The sequence below is a fragment of the Denitrobaculum tricleocarpae genome (assembly GCF_007004665.1).
GTDB lineage: Bacteria > Pseudomonadota > Alphaproteobacteria > Kiloniellales > Kiloniellaceae > Denitrobaculum > Denitrobaculum tricleocarpae.
In genome coordinates, this window is the sequence record NZ_ML660054.1 from 673,109 (window position 1) to 688,169 (window position 15,061).

20 protein-coding genes and 1 pseudogene are annotated in these 15,061 nt (G+C 61.6%); 9 read left to right on the forward strand and 12 right to left on the reverse strand.

Annotated elements, in window-relative coordinates; translation table 11 throughout:
* The first annotated feature begins 15 nt into the window (after nucleotides 1-15).
* From FKG95_RS29655 to FKG95_RS12285, 8 genes are all read left to right on the forward strand, one after another.
* Nucleotides 16-186, forward strand: coding sequence for a hypothetical protein (locus FKG95_RS29655; RefSeq protein ID WP_179954007.1), 171 nt, complete (start codon nucleotides 16-18; stop codon nucleotides 184-186).
* A gap of 22 nt (nucleotides 187-208) precedes the next feature.
* Entirely contained in the window at nucleotides 209-754 is a 546-nt protein-coding gene (locus FKG95_RS12255; protein WP_246116749.1) for an RNA polymerase sigma factor, read from the forward strand.
* Nucleotides 751-1,575 (forward strand): hypothetical protein, encoded by an 825-nt coding sequence (locus FKG95_RS12260; RefSeq protein WP_142896627.1) that lies wholly within the window; start codon nucleotides 751-753, stop codon nucleotides 1,573-1,575. Before FKG95_RS12255 ends, FKG95_RS12260 begins: the two co-directional genes overlap by 4 nt.
* Before the next feature lie 143 nt (nucleotides 1,576-1,718).
* Entirely contained in the window at nucleotides 1,719-3,035 is a 1,317-nt protein-coding gene (locus FKG95_RS12265; RefSeq protein WP_142896628.1) for a sulfite oxidase, read from the forward strand.
* A 162-nt stretch (nucleotides 3,036-3,197) separates the two neighbouring features.
* Nucleotides 3,198-3,572 carry an aldehyde dehydrogenase gene (locus FKG95_RS12270; protein WP_142896629.1) on the forward strand — a complete coding sequence of 125 codons (375 nt, stop codon included), beginning with the start codon at nucleotides 3,198-3,200 and terminating at the stop codon, nucleotides 3,570-3,572.
* 45 nt (nucleotides 3,573-3,617) lie between these two features.
* The gene (locus FKG95_RS12275) at nucleotides 3,618-4,160 is read left to right on the forward strand and encodes an O-acetyl-ADP-ribose deacetylase (protein WP_342779226.1); all 543 of its coding nucleotides are present in this window, start codon (nucleotides 3,618-3,620) and stop codon (nucleotides 4,158-4,160) included.
* A gap of 155 nt (nucleotides 4,161-4,315) precedes the next feature.
* Nucleotides 4,316-4,678, forward strand: a complete 363-nt coding sequence (locus FKG95_RS12280) for an ArsR/SmtB family transcription factor (RefSeq protein ID WP_142896630.1) — start codon at nucleotides 4,316-4,318, stop codon at nucleotides 4,676-4,678.
* Nucleotides 4,675-5,181, forward strand: a complete 507-nt coding sequence (locus FKG95_RS12285) for an SRPBCC family protein (RefSeq protein ID WP_142896631.1) — start codon at nucleotides 4,675-4,677, stop codon at nucleotides 5,179-5,181. Before FKG95_RS12280 ends, FKG95_RS12285 begins: the two co-directional genes overlap by 4 nt.
* 62 nt (nucleotides 5,182-5,243) lie before the next feature.
* Here FKG95_RS12285 and acuI read toward each other — a convergent pair whose 3' ends face one another.
* From acuI to FKG95_RS12310, 5 genes are all read right to left on the reverse strand, one after another.
* On the reverse strand, nucleotides 5,244-6,236 hold the full coding sequence (gene acuI / locus FKG95_RS12290) for an acrylyl-CoA reductase (NADPH) (protein ID WP_142896632.1): 993 nt from the start codon (nucleotides 6,234-6,236) through the stop codon (nucleotides 5,244-5,246).
* 48 nt (nucleotides 6,237-6,284) lie between these two features.
* A complete protein-coding gene (locus FKG95_RS12295) occupies nucleotides 6,285-7,904 on the reverse strand; it encodes an acyl-CoA synthetase (protein WP_142896633.1) in 1,620 nt (539 codons plus the stop codon).
* 76 nt (nucleotides 7,905-7,980) lie between these two features.
* The gene (locus FKG95_RS12300) at nucleotides 7,981-9,090 is read right to left on the reverse strand and encodes a dimethylsulfoniopropionate demethylase (RefSeq protein WP_142896634.1); all 1,110 of its coding nucleotides are present in this window, start codon (nucleotides 9,088-9,090) and stop codon (nucleotides 7,981-7,983) included.
* A 23-nt stretch (nucleotides 9,091-9,113) separates the two neighbouring features.
* A complete protein-coding gene (locus FKG95_RS12305) occupies nucleotides 9,114-9,731 on the reverse strand; it encodes a DUF1326 domain-containing protein (protein WP_142896635.1) in 618 nt (205 codons plus the stop codon).
* Between the two features lie 21 nt (nucleotides 9,732-9,752).
* Nucleotides 9,753-10,619: a DUF2182 domain-containing protein gene (locus FKG95_RS12310; RefSeq protein WP_142896636.1), complete on the reverse strand. Its 867-nt coding sequence runs from the start codon at nucleotides 10,617-10,619 to the stop codon at nucleotides 9,753-9,755.
* Nucleotides 10,620-10,921: 302 nt separating this feature from the next.
* Between FKG95_RS12310 and FKG95_RS12315 the strand changes: the two genes are divergently transcribed.
* Entirely contained in the window at nucleotides 10,922-11,659 is a 738-nt protein-coding gene (locus FKG95_RS12315) for a FadR/GntR family transcriptional regulator (protein ID WP_142896637.1), read from the forward strand.
* A 21-nt stretch (nucleotides 11,660-11,680) separates the two neighbouring features.
* Here the strand turns inward: FKG95_RS12315 and FKG95_RS12320 are convergent, their stop codons facing one another.
* The 7 genes and pseudogenes from FKG95_RS12320 to FKG95_RS12350 form a co-directional block, all read right to left on the reverse strand.
* On the reverse strand, nucleotides 11,681-12,040 hold the full coding sequence (locus FKG95_RS12320; protein ID WP_218940169.1) for a cupin domain-containing protein: 360 nt from the start codon (nucleotides 12,038-12,040) through the stop codon (nucleotides 11,681-11,683).
* A gap of 14 nt (nucleotides 12,041-12,054) precedes the next feature.
* Complete coding sequence (locus FKG95_RS12325) at nucleotides 12,055-12,585, reverse strand: NuoB/complex I 20 kDa subunit family protein (RefSeq protein WP_142896638.1); 531 nt, start codon at nucleotides 12,583-12,585, stop codon at nucleotides 12,055-12,057.
* 71 nt (nucleotides 12,586-12,656) lie between these two features.
* Entirely contained in the window at nucleotides 12,657-13,544 is an 888-nt protein-coding gene (gene sigJ, locus FKG95_RS12330) for an RNA polymerase sigma factor SigJ (protein WP_142896639.1), read from the reverse strand.
* A complete protein-coding gene (locus FKG95_RS12335; RefSeq protein ID WP_142896640.1) occupies nucleotides 13,541-14,086 on the reverse strand; it encodes a hypothetical protein in 546 nt (181 codons plus the stop codon). The genes sigJ and FKG95_RS12335 overlap by 4 nt, the downstream gene beginning before the upstream one ends.
* 124 nt (nucleotides 14,087-14,210) lie before the next feature.
* Nucleotides 14,211-14,666 (reverse strand): GNAT family N-acetyltransferase, encoded by a 456-nt coding sequence (locus FKG95_RS12340; RefSeq protein WP_142896641.1) that lies wholly within the window; start codon nucleotides 14,664-14,666, stop codon nucleotides 14,211-14,213.
* 44 nt (nucleotides 14,667-14,710) lie between these two features.
* Nucleotides 14,711-14,926, reverse strand: a complete 216-nt coding sequence (locus FKG95_RS12345) for a hypothetical protein (protein ID WP_142896642.1) — start codon at nucleotides 14,924-14,926, stop codon at nucleotides 14,711-14,713.
* Nucleotides 14,927-14,947: 21 nt separating this feature from the next.
* Nucleotides 14,948-15,061: pseudogene (locus FKG95_RS12350) on the reverse strand (IS5/IS1182 family transposase); the annotation flags it as partial.

The window sequence follows — 15,061 nt, forward strand, 5'->3', positions numbered from 1 at the left end:
GATGTAAGCACTGGGATGACAGCAGCGGAAGACCGGAGTGTCTTGGTAAAAATTGACCTCCCGCAAGGTCAGCTGAAGCAAGCAGAAGCAGCCCGATTTGACAGACCGGCGGTGGCGGGCGAATACTTCGCGCGCTGGCACGTCCTGGAAAAGGCCGGCAGCCAAGGGAAGAAACGCAAAGAATAACCGACAGTGGGCGGCTCATATTTTGGATCAACGGGAACGTCTCGAGAGCTATCGGGACCGGCTATACGGCTATGCAATCAGCTTGTCTCAAGACCCTGATCTTTCTCGGGATCTGGTTCAAGACTGCGCCCTTAAGGCCTTGACTGCTAAGAAAGTTCCACAGGATGAACCGGCTTTTCGTGCCTGGCTTTTCAGAATTCTGCGCAATGCCTTTCTCGATCACCTGCGGGCCGCGGACAGGCTCGCCGACTTCACATTCGATGACTCCGACGACCTCGATCCGGGCGTCTGGTCCGCGGAGGAACGCATGGTCGACGCCGTGACGGTCCGGGTCGCCCTGGCAGCTATGCCCGCGGGCCAGCGTGATATTCTCGCGCTGATCGACATCGCGGGTTTGCGCTACGCGGAGGCGGCAACGCTGCTGGACGTGCCCGTCGGTACGGTCATGAGCCGCGTCAGCCGTGCCCGGCAGGCGCTGCTGTTGCGGATCTCGGGCTCCAATGTGACGCCCCTCAAATCCGCAGTCAGGTCCGCAGTCAATTCATCGCAGGGAGGCCGCAGACGATGAGCCGCCGCCCCAGAGACTGGAAAACCCTGAACGCCTATGTCGATGGCGAACTGACAGCGACTGAAGCCGCAGCGGTCGCCCGCAACATCGCGCAGGATGCCCCCACAGCGGAAACAGCCGCCGCGCTCGCAAGTTTGAAATCCGCGCTCCTCGAGCAAGCGGAAGCCCCCACCGACTTCGATTTTCTGCCGCCGGCCGCCAACGGACAAAAGCCTGCATTTTGGCAGACCGGCCGCACAGCCGCGGCGGCCGCCGTTCTCGTGGCTTGCATGGTGGCAGGTGCGGTCTGGCATTGGGACACGACACGTCAGGAAACTGCGAACTTACAGATTGCTTCCTGGCATCAGGAAGCCGCCGAGATCCACCGGGCTTGGGTTGCGAAGAGATCGGACGAACGCCCGCCGTCGCTCAACATCCCGGCAACCGCAGCGCTCACGGCGCCGGAACTGCGCATCCCGGATCTCTCCGACAGCGGACTGACACCGATCCTGCTGGAACCCGAAGCGCAGCTCGGCGGCATGACCGGCTATCGGGTCGGATATGGCGGCACGCGGGGCTGCAGGATCAGCTTTTTTGTGCTGCAGGGCGACGGAGGAATTCCCGGACATTTGACAACACTCAAAGCCGGCGGTCCGCAGGTTTTGGCGTGGCGTCATGATCAGGCCCACTATTTCCTGATGGCCGAAGGTATGGCCGAAACCCGTTTCGGTCTGATCGCGCGCACACTGCAAAACGTGACAGCGAACTGGCAGCCGCTCTCGCCGGAAATCCGCACGGCACTGCAGCAGAACCGTCAGTCAAGTACGCCCTGCACAGCCTGAACGGTCAACCTTCTCAAAAAAATGACGAAGAGATGGAATAGAATCCCCTCCTCCGGCGTTTCTTCTCCCGAGCGCCTGATCCGAAGGGTCCGGTCGCTTGCGTAAAAGAACAATAAACTGCAAAAAATTTTCGGGAGGAAGAGATGCCGAGTGGGAAACAAGACCGCGGCCTATGCGAACTTTACCAACAGGATCCGGAGCGCGCCGACAAGCTGGTTTTCGGGCGCGAAGCACATAAAGACCGCCGCGGGTTTCTGCGCGGCGCCGGCCTCGCGACCATGGGCGCCATGCTGGGCGCGACCATCCCCTTTCACCGCAACTTTCCCGCAGGCCTGATCCCGGCGGCCATGGCCGATGACGGCGAGATGGCCCTCTTCAAGACCAAGGACGGCCTCACGCTTCTGAACGACCGGCCGATCAACGCGGAAACCCCGCCGCATCTGCTGGACGATCCGGTCACCCCGAACGAGCGCCACTTCGTGCGCAATAACGGCATCGTGCCGGACATTGCCTATGAAATGGATGCCTCCGATTGGCGCCTGAAGATCGATGGCGAGGTCAACACGCCCCTGGAATTCTCGCTCGAGGAGCTCAAGAGCAAGTTCGAGAACGTCACGCTCAAGCTGCAGATCGAATGCGGCGGCAACGGCCGCGCGGCCTTCAATCCGCCGGCCCGGGGCAACCAGTGGACCCTAGGCGCGATCGGCAATGCGGAATGGACCGGCGTGCGCTATGCGGACGTGCTGAAGGCGGCGGGCGTCAAGGATTCGGCCATCTATACGGCCCACTACAGTCTGGACGGGCATCTTTCCGGCGATCCGGAAAAGCTGCCGATCTCCCGGGGTGTGCCGCTCGCGAAAGCCATGGAACCGCACTCGATCATCGCCTTCGCCATGAACGGCGAACCGATCCCGGCCCTGCACGGCTTTCCGGTGCGGACCATCTGTCCGGGCTGGGCCGGTTCGACCTCGCAGAAATGGCTGCAGCGGATCGAACTGCGCAACGTGGTGCACGACGGGCCGAAGATGACCGGCACCTCCTACCGCGTGCCTTACTATCCGGTCGCGCCGGGCACCAAGGTCGACAAGGCGGACTTCAAGATCATGGAGGCCATGCCGGTCAAATCCCTGATCACCACGCCGCAGACCAACCAGACCATCGCCGAGCGGCGGCTGGCGCTGCGCGGTCATGCCTGGGCGGGCGACAACAGCGTCAGCCGGGTCGACATCTCCCATGATTTCGGCGCCACCTGGACCCAGGCCGACCTGGCGCCACCGCCCAATCCCTACTCCTGGCAGACCTGGTCAGCGGAGGTCACCTTCCCGGAGAAAGGCTACTACGAGGTCTGGGCCCGGGCGACCGACGACAAGGGCAACAGCCAGCCCTTCGCGATCAACTGGAATCCCAAGGGCTACCTCAACAATAGCATGCACAGGATCGCCGTGACGGTCAGCGCCTGAGTCCCCCGGGCGCGAAACCGCCGGACAGTCCCCTGTCCGTTCGGCGTGGAAAGCCGGCCTGTTTCTTGAAACCTGATATCCTCGATCCCCACATCGAACTTCATCAGGTTTCAGGCCGGCTTTCCCTTGTCCACTTCCCGACCCCAGCATTGGATCCGATATATGCTTTTCTCCCTTGAGCGCAGCCTCCCCGTCCTGGCTTTCGCACTGCTCCTTCCCATGGCCGGGCATGCCACAGAAACCACGCCTGCCCCCGCACCGGCGCAATCTGCGACGGCGGCCGCGGCCATCGACGAAGACGACGAATTCGGCCCGGACTGGCCCCTTGGACCGGGCCGCGAGGATACCGGATATCTCTGCGGCGCCTGCCACTCTCTGGCCATCGTCAAGCAACAGGGCCTCACGCGAGGCGACTGGGACGAGCTGATAGACTGGATGGTGGAGGAACAGGGCATGGCCGAACCCGAGACCAGCGAGCGGGACCTGATCCTGGATTACCTCGCGGAGCATTTTAATGTGGACCGGGTGCTGAAGTAGCTGACGCAATCTGGTATCTTCTCGTTGTGAGTTGGGAGAAGAAACGTGGCGGCGACAGACTGCATGTCCGTCCACCTGGGCGATATTACGAAACTCGAAATCGACGCCATCGTGAACGCGGCCAATTCCTCACTATTGGGTGGCGGCGGGGTCGATGGAGCCATACACAGGGCAGCGGGGCCGGAACTGGTGATGGAGTGCCGGATGTTGAACGGCTGCAAGACCGGCAATGCCAAGATCACGAAGGGCTATAATCTGCCGGCGCGCTTTATTGTGCATACGGTAGGGCCGGTCTGGAACGGTGGCGATACGGGAGAACCGGCGCTGCTGGCGTCCTGTTACCGGCGGTCCCTGGAAGTTGCCGCGGAGTATGACATCGCCAGCATCGCCTTTCCGGCCATCTCGACCGGGATCTATCGCTACCCGCCCGATGCCGCCGCGGAAATCGCGGTCAAAACCACCGCGGAATTCCTCTCGCTCAAAACACCGCTGCGAGAGGTGATCTTCTGTTGCTTCGACACTGCCAGTTTCGAACGGCACGAAGCGGCGATCGCTCGACACGGCAACAGCGTGAAGACCGCAGACTAAATTCCCTTTGCGAGAAAACATCAGCTGGACCGAAATTCGACTTGACATAGTACCTTTTAGTATCATATTAAAATGATACCTTTTGGTTCTACGTTGGAGATTATCATGGATAGGTTTTCGGCACCCTCCGGCGGCTGCTTGCGACCGCAGAGCCCATGATCGGGCTCTCCTCCGGCCCGTCTCCCGGAGAGGTCCAGGGGGCGTTTCGCGCCCTGGCCGATCCGACCCGCCGGGACATCCTGTTGTTGCTGAGCCATCAAGATATGACCATCGGCGAAGTCGTCGACCGCTTCGACATCACCCGCGCCGCGGTCAAGAAACACCTGACGATTCTGGAGGAAGGCGCCCTGATCTCGGTCCACCCCAGTGGCCGTGAGCGCATTAACCGCCTCGAGCCTTTGGGACTCAAAAGCGTCACCGACTGGCTGAACCATTTCAATCAATTCTGGGATGAGCGCCTGCAGGCCCTGCAGATCGCCGTCGAACAGGAAGAGAAAAAGAAAGCGAAAAAGAAATGACCACAGGAACTTCACCCGACGGAACGCTGCCTGATTCTGCCCACACGACCATCCGCAAAACGGCCTTCTTCAAGGCCTCACGCGAGACGGTCTGGGCCTTCCTGACCGAGCAGGACAAGCTGGCCCAATGGTTCCACCGGCCCGAGAAGGACCTCGCTGACGGAGAAGACTATGTTCTGATCCGGACCGACGATGCGGGCGCTCAATCGCCCATTATCTGGGGCCGGGTCATTTCGATGGAAGCCCCCAGAAAACTGGTCACCAGCTTTATCATTACCCCCTTCGGCGGCGCAGAAACCACCGTGACCTGGATTCTGGAAGAGGCCGCGGGCGGGACGCGCCTCTCGCTCACGCACGAAGGCGTGGCTGAAGCAGCCGGTGTGGAAACCCTGCGCATGCTGATGTCGCTCGATCGCGGCTGGGACGAGCATCTCGAGACGATGCGAAAAGCCGCCGCGATCGAAGCTGCGATCGCTTCGGGCCAGGAGATGGCCGGAACCTGAACTGCGGGAGCCTGAACTGCAAAAGCCTGAACGACAGAAGCCTAAACTACAGGAGCCTGAACTCAGGCGTTCACGTCCACGACGACACGGCCTTTGACCTGCCCCTTCAGGATCGCTTTGCCGAGCCCGGGCAGGTCGGGCAGTGTCGCCGGCTCGATCATGGCTTCCAGTTTCTCAAGGGGAAGATCCTTCGCCAGGCGTTCCCAGGCCTTAACCCGCGCGTCGTAGGGCTTCATGACGGAATCGATGCCCAGCAGATTGACACCGCGCAAGAGGAAGGGAATGACACTGGCGGGAAGATCCGCGCCGGCGGCAAGACCGACGGCGGCGACCGATGCGCCATATTTCATCTGCCCCAAGACACGGGCCAGCATAGCACTGCCCACCGCATCGATACAGCCGGCCCAGACTTCCTTTTCCAGCGGGCGTTTGACGGTTTCGTTGATCTCTTCGCGCGGAACGATCTGTGTGGCGCCCAGCGACTTCAGGTAGTCGGCGGTCTCGGGCCGTCCGGTGACCGCGGCCACCTCATAGCCCAGATTTGCGAGGATCGCGGTGGCAACGGAACCGACGCCCCCGGCTGCGCCGGTCACCAGCACAGGACCATCGGCGGGCTTCAGGCCGTGGTCTTCAAGGGCCATGACCGCGAGCATGGCCGTGAAGCCGGCCGTGCCGATCGCCATGGCGTTGCGGGTCGAAATGCCGTCCGGCAAAGGCACCAGCCAGTCGGCCTTAACGCAGGCCTTCTGCGCATAGCCGCCCCACCAGGCCTCGCCCACGCGCCAGCCGGTCAGCACGACCTTGTCGCCCGGCTTGTAGCGGTCATCGCTGGAGGCCTCGACCGTCCCGGCGAAATCGACGCCGGGCACATGAGGATAGTTGCGCACCAGCCCGCCACCGGAGCCGACGCAGAGTCCATCCTTATAGTTCACGGTGGAATACTCGACCGCGATGGTGACATCGCCCTCCGGCAACTGAGCTTCATCCAGCTGCTGCACGGCAGCCGTGGTTTTGCCCTCTTCGTCTTTTTCGACCAGCAATGCCTTGAAGCTCATAACCTCTTTCCCTTCACGTGAATAGTCTCGAATAACCCACTGATAGCGTTATGCTTTGCGGGCTTCTTCTCTCAATACAAATTTCTGTATCTTGCCGGTGGCGGTCTTTGGCAGCTCACCGAATACAATCTTCTTCGGGCGCTTGAACCCGGCCATCCGCTCCCGGCAGAATTCGATCAGCTCTTCCTCGCTCAGGCGCTCACCGGCCTTCAGCTCGATGAAGGCGCAGGGCACCTCGCCCCACTTGTCGTCCGGCTTGGCAACGACAGCGGCAGCGGCCACGGCGGGATGGCGATAGAGCACGCCTTCGACCTCCACAGAAGAGACGTTCTCGCCGCCGGAGATGATCACGTCTTTCAGGCGGTCCTTGATCTGGATGTAGCCGTTGGCATGCCAGACGGCGGCGTCGCCGGTCCGGAACCAGCCGTCGACGAAGGCCTCTTGCGTGGCTTCGGGACTCTTGTAGTAACCCTTCATGACGGTGTTGCCACGGATGACGATCTCGCCCTGAGTCTCGCCATCACGGGGTCGCAGCTCGCCGGTCTCGCGGTCGATCACGGCGGCCCCTTCGTTCATGGGAAAGCTTACACCCTGCCAGCTTTGCAGTTCCGCCTGTTCGGCGAAGTCCAGATCGTCCCAGTCTTCGCGCCAGAGGGCCTGGGTCACGTGGCCGAAAGTCTCGGTCAGGCCGTAGACCTGCATGACCTCGAAGCCCATGGCCCGGGTCTTCTCCAACACGGCAGCCGGCGGCGGCGCGCCCGCCGTCATCACCTTGACCGGATGTTCCAGCGGCTTGCGGTCTTCTTCCGGCGCGTCAATCAACATGGAGAGCACGATCGGCGCCCCGCCGAAGTGCGTTACCTCATGATTGTGGATCGCATCGAAGACGGCTTTTGCAGAAACCGCCCGGTTACAGACGATGGTGCCCGCCAGCAGGGTCATGGTCCAGGCATGGCCCCAGCCGTTGCAGTGGAACATCGGCACCGTGTAGAGATAGGTCGGATGGCGCGGCAGCTCCCAGGCGACCACGGTCCCCATGGACATGAGATAGGACCCGCGGTGGTGATAGACCACGCCTTTGGGCCGTCCCGACGTTCCCGAGGTGTAGTTGAGGGCCAGGGCCTGCCATTCGTCGGCGGGGCCGTTCCAGACGAAATCCGGATCGCCTTCCGCCAGCAGAGCCTCATAGTCCAGCGCGCCGATGCGCTCCCCGGCCGGGCCTGCTGCATCGACGATATCGACCACCAGGATGTCGCGCGCGACAGACTTCAATGCTTCCGCGACGACAGCCGAAAGCGCACTGTCCACCAGCACGACCTTGGCGTCGCTGTGATCGAGAATATAGGCAACCGTCTCGACCTCGAGGCGGGTGTTGATGGTGTTGAGGACGGCGTCGGCCATGGGAATGCCAAAGTGGGCTTCGAACATCTCCGGCGTGTTCGGGGCCATGATGGAGACCGTGTCGCCTTTCCTGATACCGCGCCTGGCCAACGCAGAGGCGAGGCGCCGCACCCGCGCATAGGTCTCGGCCCAGCTGTAACGCCGGTCTTCGTAGATCACCGCCAGGCGGTCGGGGAAAATATCCGCCGTGCGCCGCAGAAAGGATAAGGGAGAAAGAGCCTGATGGTTGGCACCGTTCTTTCCTAAAGCCTCGTACTCCGCGTCCATCGCTCTCTCCTGCCCTGCCTCATGTTTTACAACAGCCCTTGTTAAGGCCGGGCCTTTCTTAACCTGCGCAAGCTTTTCAGATAAAGGTGTTTTCCCGGATCGTCGCCGTGCGCATGCCATCGGGTGTTTCGACCTCGACCCTGGTGCCGTCATCCCAGTGGGTCATGCGGATCATGCCGAGCGCGACATTGGTCTCGAAGTCCGGCGACCAGGCGCAGGACGTGACCCGTCCGCAGCGTTTTCCATTGGCGTAGACAAACCAGATCCCGCTGCAGCCCGGCAGGGGATCGCCGTCGATGGCAAGACTGCGGACCTGCCGGGTCGGGCCTTCGACAGCTACCCGCAGCAAGGCATTACGTCCGACGCAGCCAATGGCTTCCTGGGTCTGGCAGAACCTGCCGAGTCCGCATTCGTGCGGTGTGTTTTCGCGGGTCATGTCACTGCCGTAGGACAGCAAGCCGGCCTCGATCCGCTCGATGCCGTTGGGACAGCCCGCGCGCACCTGCAGATCTTCACCCGCCGCGAAGAGCGCATCCCACAGCGGTTCGCCCAGATCGGTTCCGTCCACGTAGATCTCGAAACCGCCCTGCTTCGAATAGCCGGAGCGCGCCACCACCAGATCCCGCCCTTCGAACGGCAGGACCTTGTAGCGGAAAAACCGGATGTCCCGCACGGCGTCCCCAAAGACCCGCGCCGCCAGTTCGTCCGCCTTCGGACCCTGGATCGCCAGCGGCGACACATCGGGTTCATCGACATCGACCTCGTAGTGAAGACCGTAAGCCAGGCCTTTGATCCAGAAAAGAAGATCACTGTCGGCAATTGAGACCCAGTACTTGTCTTCGGCGAGCTTGAGCGTGACCGGATCGTTGAGCATGCCACCGGTCTCGTCGACCATTGGCGTGTAGAGACATTGGCCGACCACCATGTTGCCGAGATCGCGCGGGGTGAGCATTTGAATCAGCTTGCCCGCGTCGGGACCGCGCAGCTCGACCTGCCGCTCGCAGGAAACGTCCCAGACCTGAACGTGATCTTTCAGGTGCCGGTAGTCTGCCTCCACGCTCTCGAAGACCGTCGGCAGCTGCATGTGATTATAGACCGTATAGGCCTTGACCCCATTCGCCTCCACACGGTCGGTAAAGGGGGTGCGGCGGATACGCCGGGTGATGGAAAGACTGGGTGCGGACACTGTTCAACCTCTTTGTAAGATCGTTACGCCGCGGAGGCGCCGTGCCAATCGATCTGGCAGATCTCGGCGCTGCGGCCGTCGAAATCCCAAACCCGGCCGTGAGCGCGCACCCGGCCCTGGTTTGCGGTCGCGATCGTGATATCCGGTCCCATCCAGTATCCGGTGTTGGTCACGGCGACCTCGGCATCCGGATCGGACCCCACGATTGGCTCGACTTCGCCCTTGATCGCCTTGCCGACGACCAGGCGCCGCTTCTTGCCTTCGTTAACGTACTCGATCGGTGCGCGCTCGGCGCCCAGAAAATCGCTGACCAGCAGCTTGAAAAGCCCGGTCGTGCCCTTGGCTTCGCCGGAGAAGATCCGGATCAGGCCGTCATAGGCCGCGTCCGAGGCCCGCTCGTCGATATAGGCCGCGCATTTCCAGTTGCCCCGGCCCATGTTGCCCGGAATATCGAGCACCAGACCGACGTTGAGACCGGACAGGTCCACGCCGTTGATATGACCGCTGTCGATCCGCACGCCGGCCCAGGCCTGGCAGTATCCCTCCGTCGGCGGATGCTTGCCGAGGGACACAACACAGGGACAGAAAACCGTGCAGTTGCAATTCAGGATCAGTTCGCCCTTGATCGCCCAATCATCCATTGGCCTCGCCTTTCTCAAACTTCAAATTGCGCCGAAAAGACTCCAGAGGGAGCACAACAACAGGAGCCCGCCGAGCGGACGTGTCAGGTAGCGGCCAAGGGCCGGAAGCTTTTCAAAAGCCATCAGCAGCATCGCCGCGCCCATCCAGGCAAGGCTCATCACCCCGCCGACAAAGCCCAGCAGCATCAGCGCCCAGCAGCAGCCAATGCAGACCGCACCCAGCCGCAGACCCATGACCAGCGCCCCGGTCCGGCCAGGACGCCATTCCGCCATGAAGAACATCATGGGCGCGCGGCACTTGCTGAGGCAGGCTTCTTTCACGGGACTGAATTGATAGAGACCCGCGCCGGCAAGCAGGGCCGTGTTCAGCCATGGCAGCAGACTGCGCCCCTCGACATCGAGCGCGCCCGCGTTTGCCAGCGTCACCTGCAGCGCCGCCGCCAGGATGGAGAAGCCGAGCCAGGCCATCAGGTATCCGCCGATAAAGCTGCCGAAGCCGGCAGCATCGGCCGCATCTGTGTGGGTCAGATCGTCGTAGCTCTTGAAGGCAGGAACAGCCGTGGGCGCCATCATGGCCGCCGACATCAGGCCCCACATGGCGAGAACGGCCAGGTAGGATGCATCTTCGACAGCCGCGCGGCAGATGGCCGCCCAGTAATCGGCGCCTAGAACCTCCCAGCCCTCGGGCGCGACGACCTCGGGCTGCATGGCGAACAACAGCGCCCAGGCCGTCAGCAGGGCAGCGAAAAAGCCAACCCAGCGCCAGCGAAGTGTCGCCCAGCGCAGCGTCGCCCAACGCAGCGTCGCCCAACGCAGCGTCGCCCAACGCAGCGTCGCCCAACGCAGCGTCGCCCAACGCAGCGTCGCGAAGAAAACCACTCCCTGCATGGCCTTGCCCAATCCGCCATTTCCATCCCGGAGCGAAACTGCGAGAGCCGGATAAAATTGTCAAACAATAAATTGTCTGACAATTAAACAAATAGCGATTTGACAGATCACGGAGCCGCCCGCTAGGGTCGAAGCAGCCTCCTGGAGTAGGTTCTCCCGGCCGGATGGAATCGCCTTTAGCGATCTATTGCCCAGCAGAACCTGCCCTAACTATTTGAATAAGGCCGGTTTTACATGTTGCAGCGAAACCGCAATCTGGTCTCGCTAGAGTATGATCAGGCCCAGAGTCCTCGGGAATCCGAATGTCCATCGCATACGACGGGATCAATAAGGAAGGTCTCTCCACACAAATCGCCGACGCAATCCGCACCGCAATCATGGAAGGCCGGCTTGTCGTCGAGCAACGCCTGCCCAGCGAGAATGAACTGGCGGAGCGCTTCGGCGTGTCCCGTGCGACGGTCCGTGAGGCCCTGAAACGCCTGGCCGCGCAGAACCTGATCCGCACCCAGCGCGGCCCGACCGGCGGTGCCTTCGTCAACCGCTTGACCTGGTCGGAAGCGCACGACGCCCTGGTCACCACCAGCACGCTTTTGATCGGTATGAACGACATCCCCTTCGAGGACGTGGTCGAAGCCCGTTTCACCCTGGAGGCTGCCTGCCTGCCCCTCGCCGCCGCTCGGCGCGAAGACAAGCATCTGGAGGTGATGCGTCAGGAGATCGCCCAGCAGCGGATGAAAGACGTCAGCGACGAGGACTTCTGTGCCTCCGACGTGCGCTTTCACCGTGCCCTGGCCGACGCGGCGGACAACCCCGTGCTTTCGTTCCAGATGGCGGGGGTGATCGAGTCCATGCAGCCGCTCATGAATATGATCACCTACCGCATGCGCGACCGCACCCGCATCGCGGCTCTGCACGACGCGCTGGCCGACGCGGTCGACGCAAAGAAAGCCCGGGCCGCCCTTAAAGTTCTGAATGAACTCTCGAGCTACACGCTGGAACTGATGGCAGCGCGGCGAAATGCCCGCGCAACGACCGCGTAACCTCTCACGCGACGAAAAAACTCAACTCTCGCCACCGCTCACTCCGTACATAATCACCCAGGTTTCAAAGTCGTCCGAGAAGTTCTCGAAGCGATGCTCCCTGCCTGCCGGAACAAAAATCGCATCGCCGGGGCCGAAGGAAAGGGATTCGGGAACCGCTTCATCGCCTATCTGCGTAAAAGAACCACTGCCTTTCAAAACGACGTAAATCTCGTCCTGGTCATGGGGTGTCTGAAGGTCCTCTCCTCGCGGGGCATAAAAGTAGAGCTTCATACTGCCGCGCGCGAGAGACTGCGTCGCACGCAGGCCTTGCGGGCTGACCCCGGCCGCCAACGCGCGTTCCATTGATCCACGTGCTGCATCACAGGTTATAAGATCCATCTCAAACTTCCTTTTTACCGCCGGATCGCAGCCTCACGCCGGATCCTCTTTTGCAGTTGAAGAATGCCGTAGAGCAAGGCCTCAGCCGTCGGCGGACAACCGGGAACGTAGATATCGACCGGAACAATGCGGTCGCAGCCACGCACGACCGAATAGGAGTAATGATAGTAGCCGCCGCCGTTCGCGCAGGATCCCATGGAGATCACCCAGCGCGGCTCCGCCATCTGGTCATAGAGCTTGCGCAGCGCCGGCGCCATCTTGTTGGTCAGGGTGCCCGCCACGATCATGACATCGGCCTGACGCGGGCTCGCCCGCGGCATGGAACCGAGACGATCGAGGTCGTAGCGGGCCATATAGGCATGCATCATCTCGACCCCGCAACAGGCCAGCCCGAAGGTCAGCGGCCAGAGCGAACTGGACTGTGCCCAGGCTGCGAGCTTGCCGAGCTGCGTAACAATGACGTTGCCCGGCTCATGCCCGTCTTCCGCCTGGCTTTGCAACCCGGCCAGGGTCTGCTGGGAAGTCGCTGTGATGCGCGAAGTCATTTTCTTAAACCCTTGTTGCAGAGAAGAAAACGAGCCGAAATACTTGACGGCTTGAGGCTTTGATCTGGGTCTCAGGTGCCGTATAGGGATCCGACCGCGCCCAGTTTCTCAGGATTGCGGACAAGGTATATCCGGCTGATACGCTCTCCCTTCAGATCGACACTCAGCGTGTGATCCAGTTCGCCATCGGTATAGGTCACGAAGCCGGGCAGACCGTTGAGCGTGGCCAGGTGGAACCGGCTCTGGCGGCCACGCGCCTTGTGTTTCCGGAACAAACCGACAAAGAAACGCGCAACCTTCTCCGCCCCGACAACAGGATTGAGGGCCGCAACCCTGCGACCGCCACCATCCGAATAACTCACGACATCCGCCGCAAGCAGAGCGCGGAGCCGGCTGGTGTCCCCCGTCGCCACGGCCTCGGCGAACTTTGTCAGCAGGGTCCTGTGCAGTTCAGGTGCGGCGGCCTCGTTGGGGCGCTCGGTCTTCACTGCCCGACGCGCCCGGGCAGCCAACTGCCGGCAGGCCGCTTCGCTTTTGCCCAGGGTCTCGGCAATCTGCTTGAAGGAGGTATCGAACACGTCATGCAGGATAAAAGCTGCGCGCTCGGCCGCGGAGAGCTTTTCCAGAGTCAAAAGCAACGCAAAGGAAAGATCGTCCGATAGCTCCGTTGCGCGCTCGGGCGAGAGGATTTCGGAATCGATCACTGGCTCCGGAAGCCATGGGCCGACATAGACCTCGCGCCGCGCACGGGCGCTCTTGAGCTGATCGAGGCAGAGCCGCGTTACGGTCGTGAAGAGAAAGGCCTCCGGATCCCGGATTCCGGACTGCTCACGCGCACTGACCCGCAAGTAGGCATCCTGAACGATATCTTCGGCATCCGCATGACTGCCCAGCATACGGTAGGCGAGTCCCAGCAAGCGTCCACGGCATGCGGTCAGCGTATCTTCGAGTTTTTTCATGCAGCCCGTCCCGGCACGACGACAGAATGCCTGCCGACCCGTACCTTTCGGCAGGCCTTGCCGAAGCCCAGACCGGTTTTGACCATCGGAAAAATCCGCCCGATCTGGGTCGCAAGGGTGAGCTCGACGAGGCCGGCATCACCCCACTGCTGCCGGACCACCGCGCGGGCATCGTCTTCCTCGGGCGCGCGCTTCACCAGGGCATCGGCGAAGCGAAACCCGATAACGGTATCCACATCCATGGCTGAGAGGTCCCGCGTCAGTACCGCCTGGATACAGCGATCGGACATACCCGCTTCCTGCGCCATGTCGACAGCGAGCTGCACGGAAGGACCGCAGTCCTCTGCCAGTGCCCCTACGATCTTCGCGGCGTAAAAAGCTTCCCTGGGCACTGCCCCGCGGTGTTGCGCAACTTTGGTCAGCGCCGCGAACCTAAAGAAGGCCACGGGTGAAACCCGCAACATCTGAAGCATGTAGCTGACGTCGTAGCTGTAGTGAACGCCAAAGGCCTTGAGAGCCTTCCGGGCAAAAAACGCACGCATGGATGTCTCCTCAAAGCCGCAAAAGCCTGGTCGGATCCTGAGACGGGCAAACAGGGCGCGGCCCTACATATCTATTGGACGAGACAGCGCACCTGATCGTGACAGCGCCGGGCAAATTTTTTGCCTAAGTGTCTTGCGACACCACTTTTCGCATAAAGACCCGCTGGAAACCCGCCTGCAGGGCACGCCCGGTTTCCTCCCAGCCAAGCTTGCTGTAAATCGCGATATTCTCGGTCATGCTCTCATGGGTATAGAGGCGCAGTTCACCGAAGCCCCGCCGCAGCGCTTCGGCCTCAGCAAAGTCCATAAGCTGCCTGCCGAGCCCCCGCCCCTGGAAATCCGGATGCATGGCAATGTTATCGAGCAGCAGATGATCCGCCTGATCGATGAGGACCAGCAAACCGCCGACCCGTCCGTCGACCTCGACAACGCTCACCTGCTCGCGTTCGATCCGCTTGACGTAGTCGTCCAGCATGGGTCCCGGTGGACGGCCCATACGCTCAATGTAAGGGCTGTATGCGTGCTCAACGATCTCCTGAATGGCAGGCAGGTCATGCGCTGTGGCGGCACGGAGGGTCATGTCTGTTCGATCCGGTGTCTGTCCGAGAAAATCAGTCTCTCAGTTTAGAAACTTTCCCGGTGCCATTCCATCATCATAAACCAAGGCACCCGCTTGTAGCGTGCCTGGGTCGTTTCGTCGCCCGAACGCGGGACCGGTTCGTCGAAGAAACTCAGCGTCAAGCCGTGGCCGAGCAATTCCTTCATATAAGCCGAGAGTGGCCTGTGCCAGTTTTTGATCCGGATGTCGCCAAATTCGACCCATTCCGGAAACTCTTCCATATAGCGGTCTAGGGTCGGGACTCAATTGATCCACCAAGTGATGGAAGCGGCGAGGCATATGGCCGCGAGGAAGGTGTCGGCACGCTTGTCGTAGCGGGTCGCTATCCTCCTGAAATCCTTGAGCCTGCAGAACAT

Excerpts from the sequence above, each read along its gene's own strand:
- FKG95_RS12305 (WP_142896635.1), bottom strand. The coding sequence starts at position 9,731 with ATGGATGATTGGGCGATCAAGGGCGAACTGATCCTGAATTGCAACTGC.
- FKG95_RS12265 (WP_142896628.1), top strand. The coding sequence starts at position 1,719 with ATGCCGAGTGGGAAACAAGACCGCGGCCTATGCGAACTTTACCAACAG.
- FKG95_RS12310 (WP_142896636.1), bottom strand. The coding sequence starts at position 10,619 with ATGCAGGGAGTGGTTTTCTTCGCGACGCTGCGTTGGGCGACGCTGCGT.
- sigJ (WP_142896639.1), bottom strand. The coding sequence starts at position 13,544 with ATGAAAAAACTCGAAGATACGCTGACCGCATGCCGTGGACGCTTGCTG.
- FKG95_RS12285 (WP_142896631.1), top strand. The coding sequence starts at position 4,675 with ATGACCACAGGAACTTCACCCGACGGAACGCTGCCTGATTCTGCCCAC.
- FKG95_RS12280 (WP_142896630.1), top strand. The coding sequence starts at position 4,316 with ATGATCGGGCTCTCCTCCGGCCCGTCTCCCGGAGAGGTCCAGGGGGCG.
- FKG95_RS12325 (WP_142896638.1), bottom strand. The coding sequence starts at position 12,585 with ATGACTTCGCGCATCACAGCGACTTCCCAGCAGACCCTGGCCGGGTTG.
- FKG95_RS12260 (WP_142896627.1), top strand. The coding sequence starts at position 751 with ATGAGCCGCCGCCCCAGAGACTGGAAAACCCTGAACGCCTATGTCGAT.
- FKG95_RS12320 (WP_218940169.1), bottom strand. The coding sequence starts at position 12,040 with ATGGATCTTATAACCTGTGATGCAGCACGTGGATCAATGGAACGCGCG.
- FKG95_RS12315 (WP_142896637.1), top strand. The coding sequence starts at position 10,922 with ATGTCCATCGCATACGACGGGATCAATAAGGAAGGTCTCTCCACACAA.
- FKG95_RS12340 (WP_142896641.1), bottom strand. The coding sequence starts at position 14,666 with ATGACCCTCCGTGCCGCCACAGCGCATGACCTGCCTGCCATTCAGGAG.
- acuI (WP_142896632.1), bottom strand. The coding sequence starts at position 6,236 with ATGAGCTTCAAGGCATTGCTGGTCGAAAAAGACGAAGAGGGCAAAACC.
- FKG95_RS12295 (WP_142896633.1), bottom strand. The coding sequence starts at position 7,904 with ATGGACGCGGAGTACGAGGCTTTAGGAAAGAACGGTGCCAACCATCAG.
- FKG95_RS12335 (WP_142896640.1), bottom strand. The coding sequence starts at position 14,086 with ATGCGTGCGTTTTTTGCCCGGAAGGCTCTCAAGGCCTTTGGCGTTCAC.
- FKG95_RS12345 (WP_142896642.1), bottom strand. The coding sequence starts at position 14,926 with ATGGAAGAGTTTCCGGAATGGGTCGAATTTGGCGACATCCGGATCAAA.
- FKG95_RS12270 (WP_142896629.1), top strand. The coding sequence starts at position 3,198 with ATGCTTTTCTCCCTTGAGCGCAGCCTCCCCGTCCTGGCTTTCGCACTG.
- FKG95_RS29655 (WP_179954007.1), top strand. The coding sequence starts at position 16 with ATGACAGCAGCGGAAGACCGGAGTGTCTTGGTAAAAATTGACCTCCCG.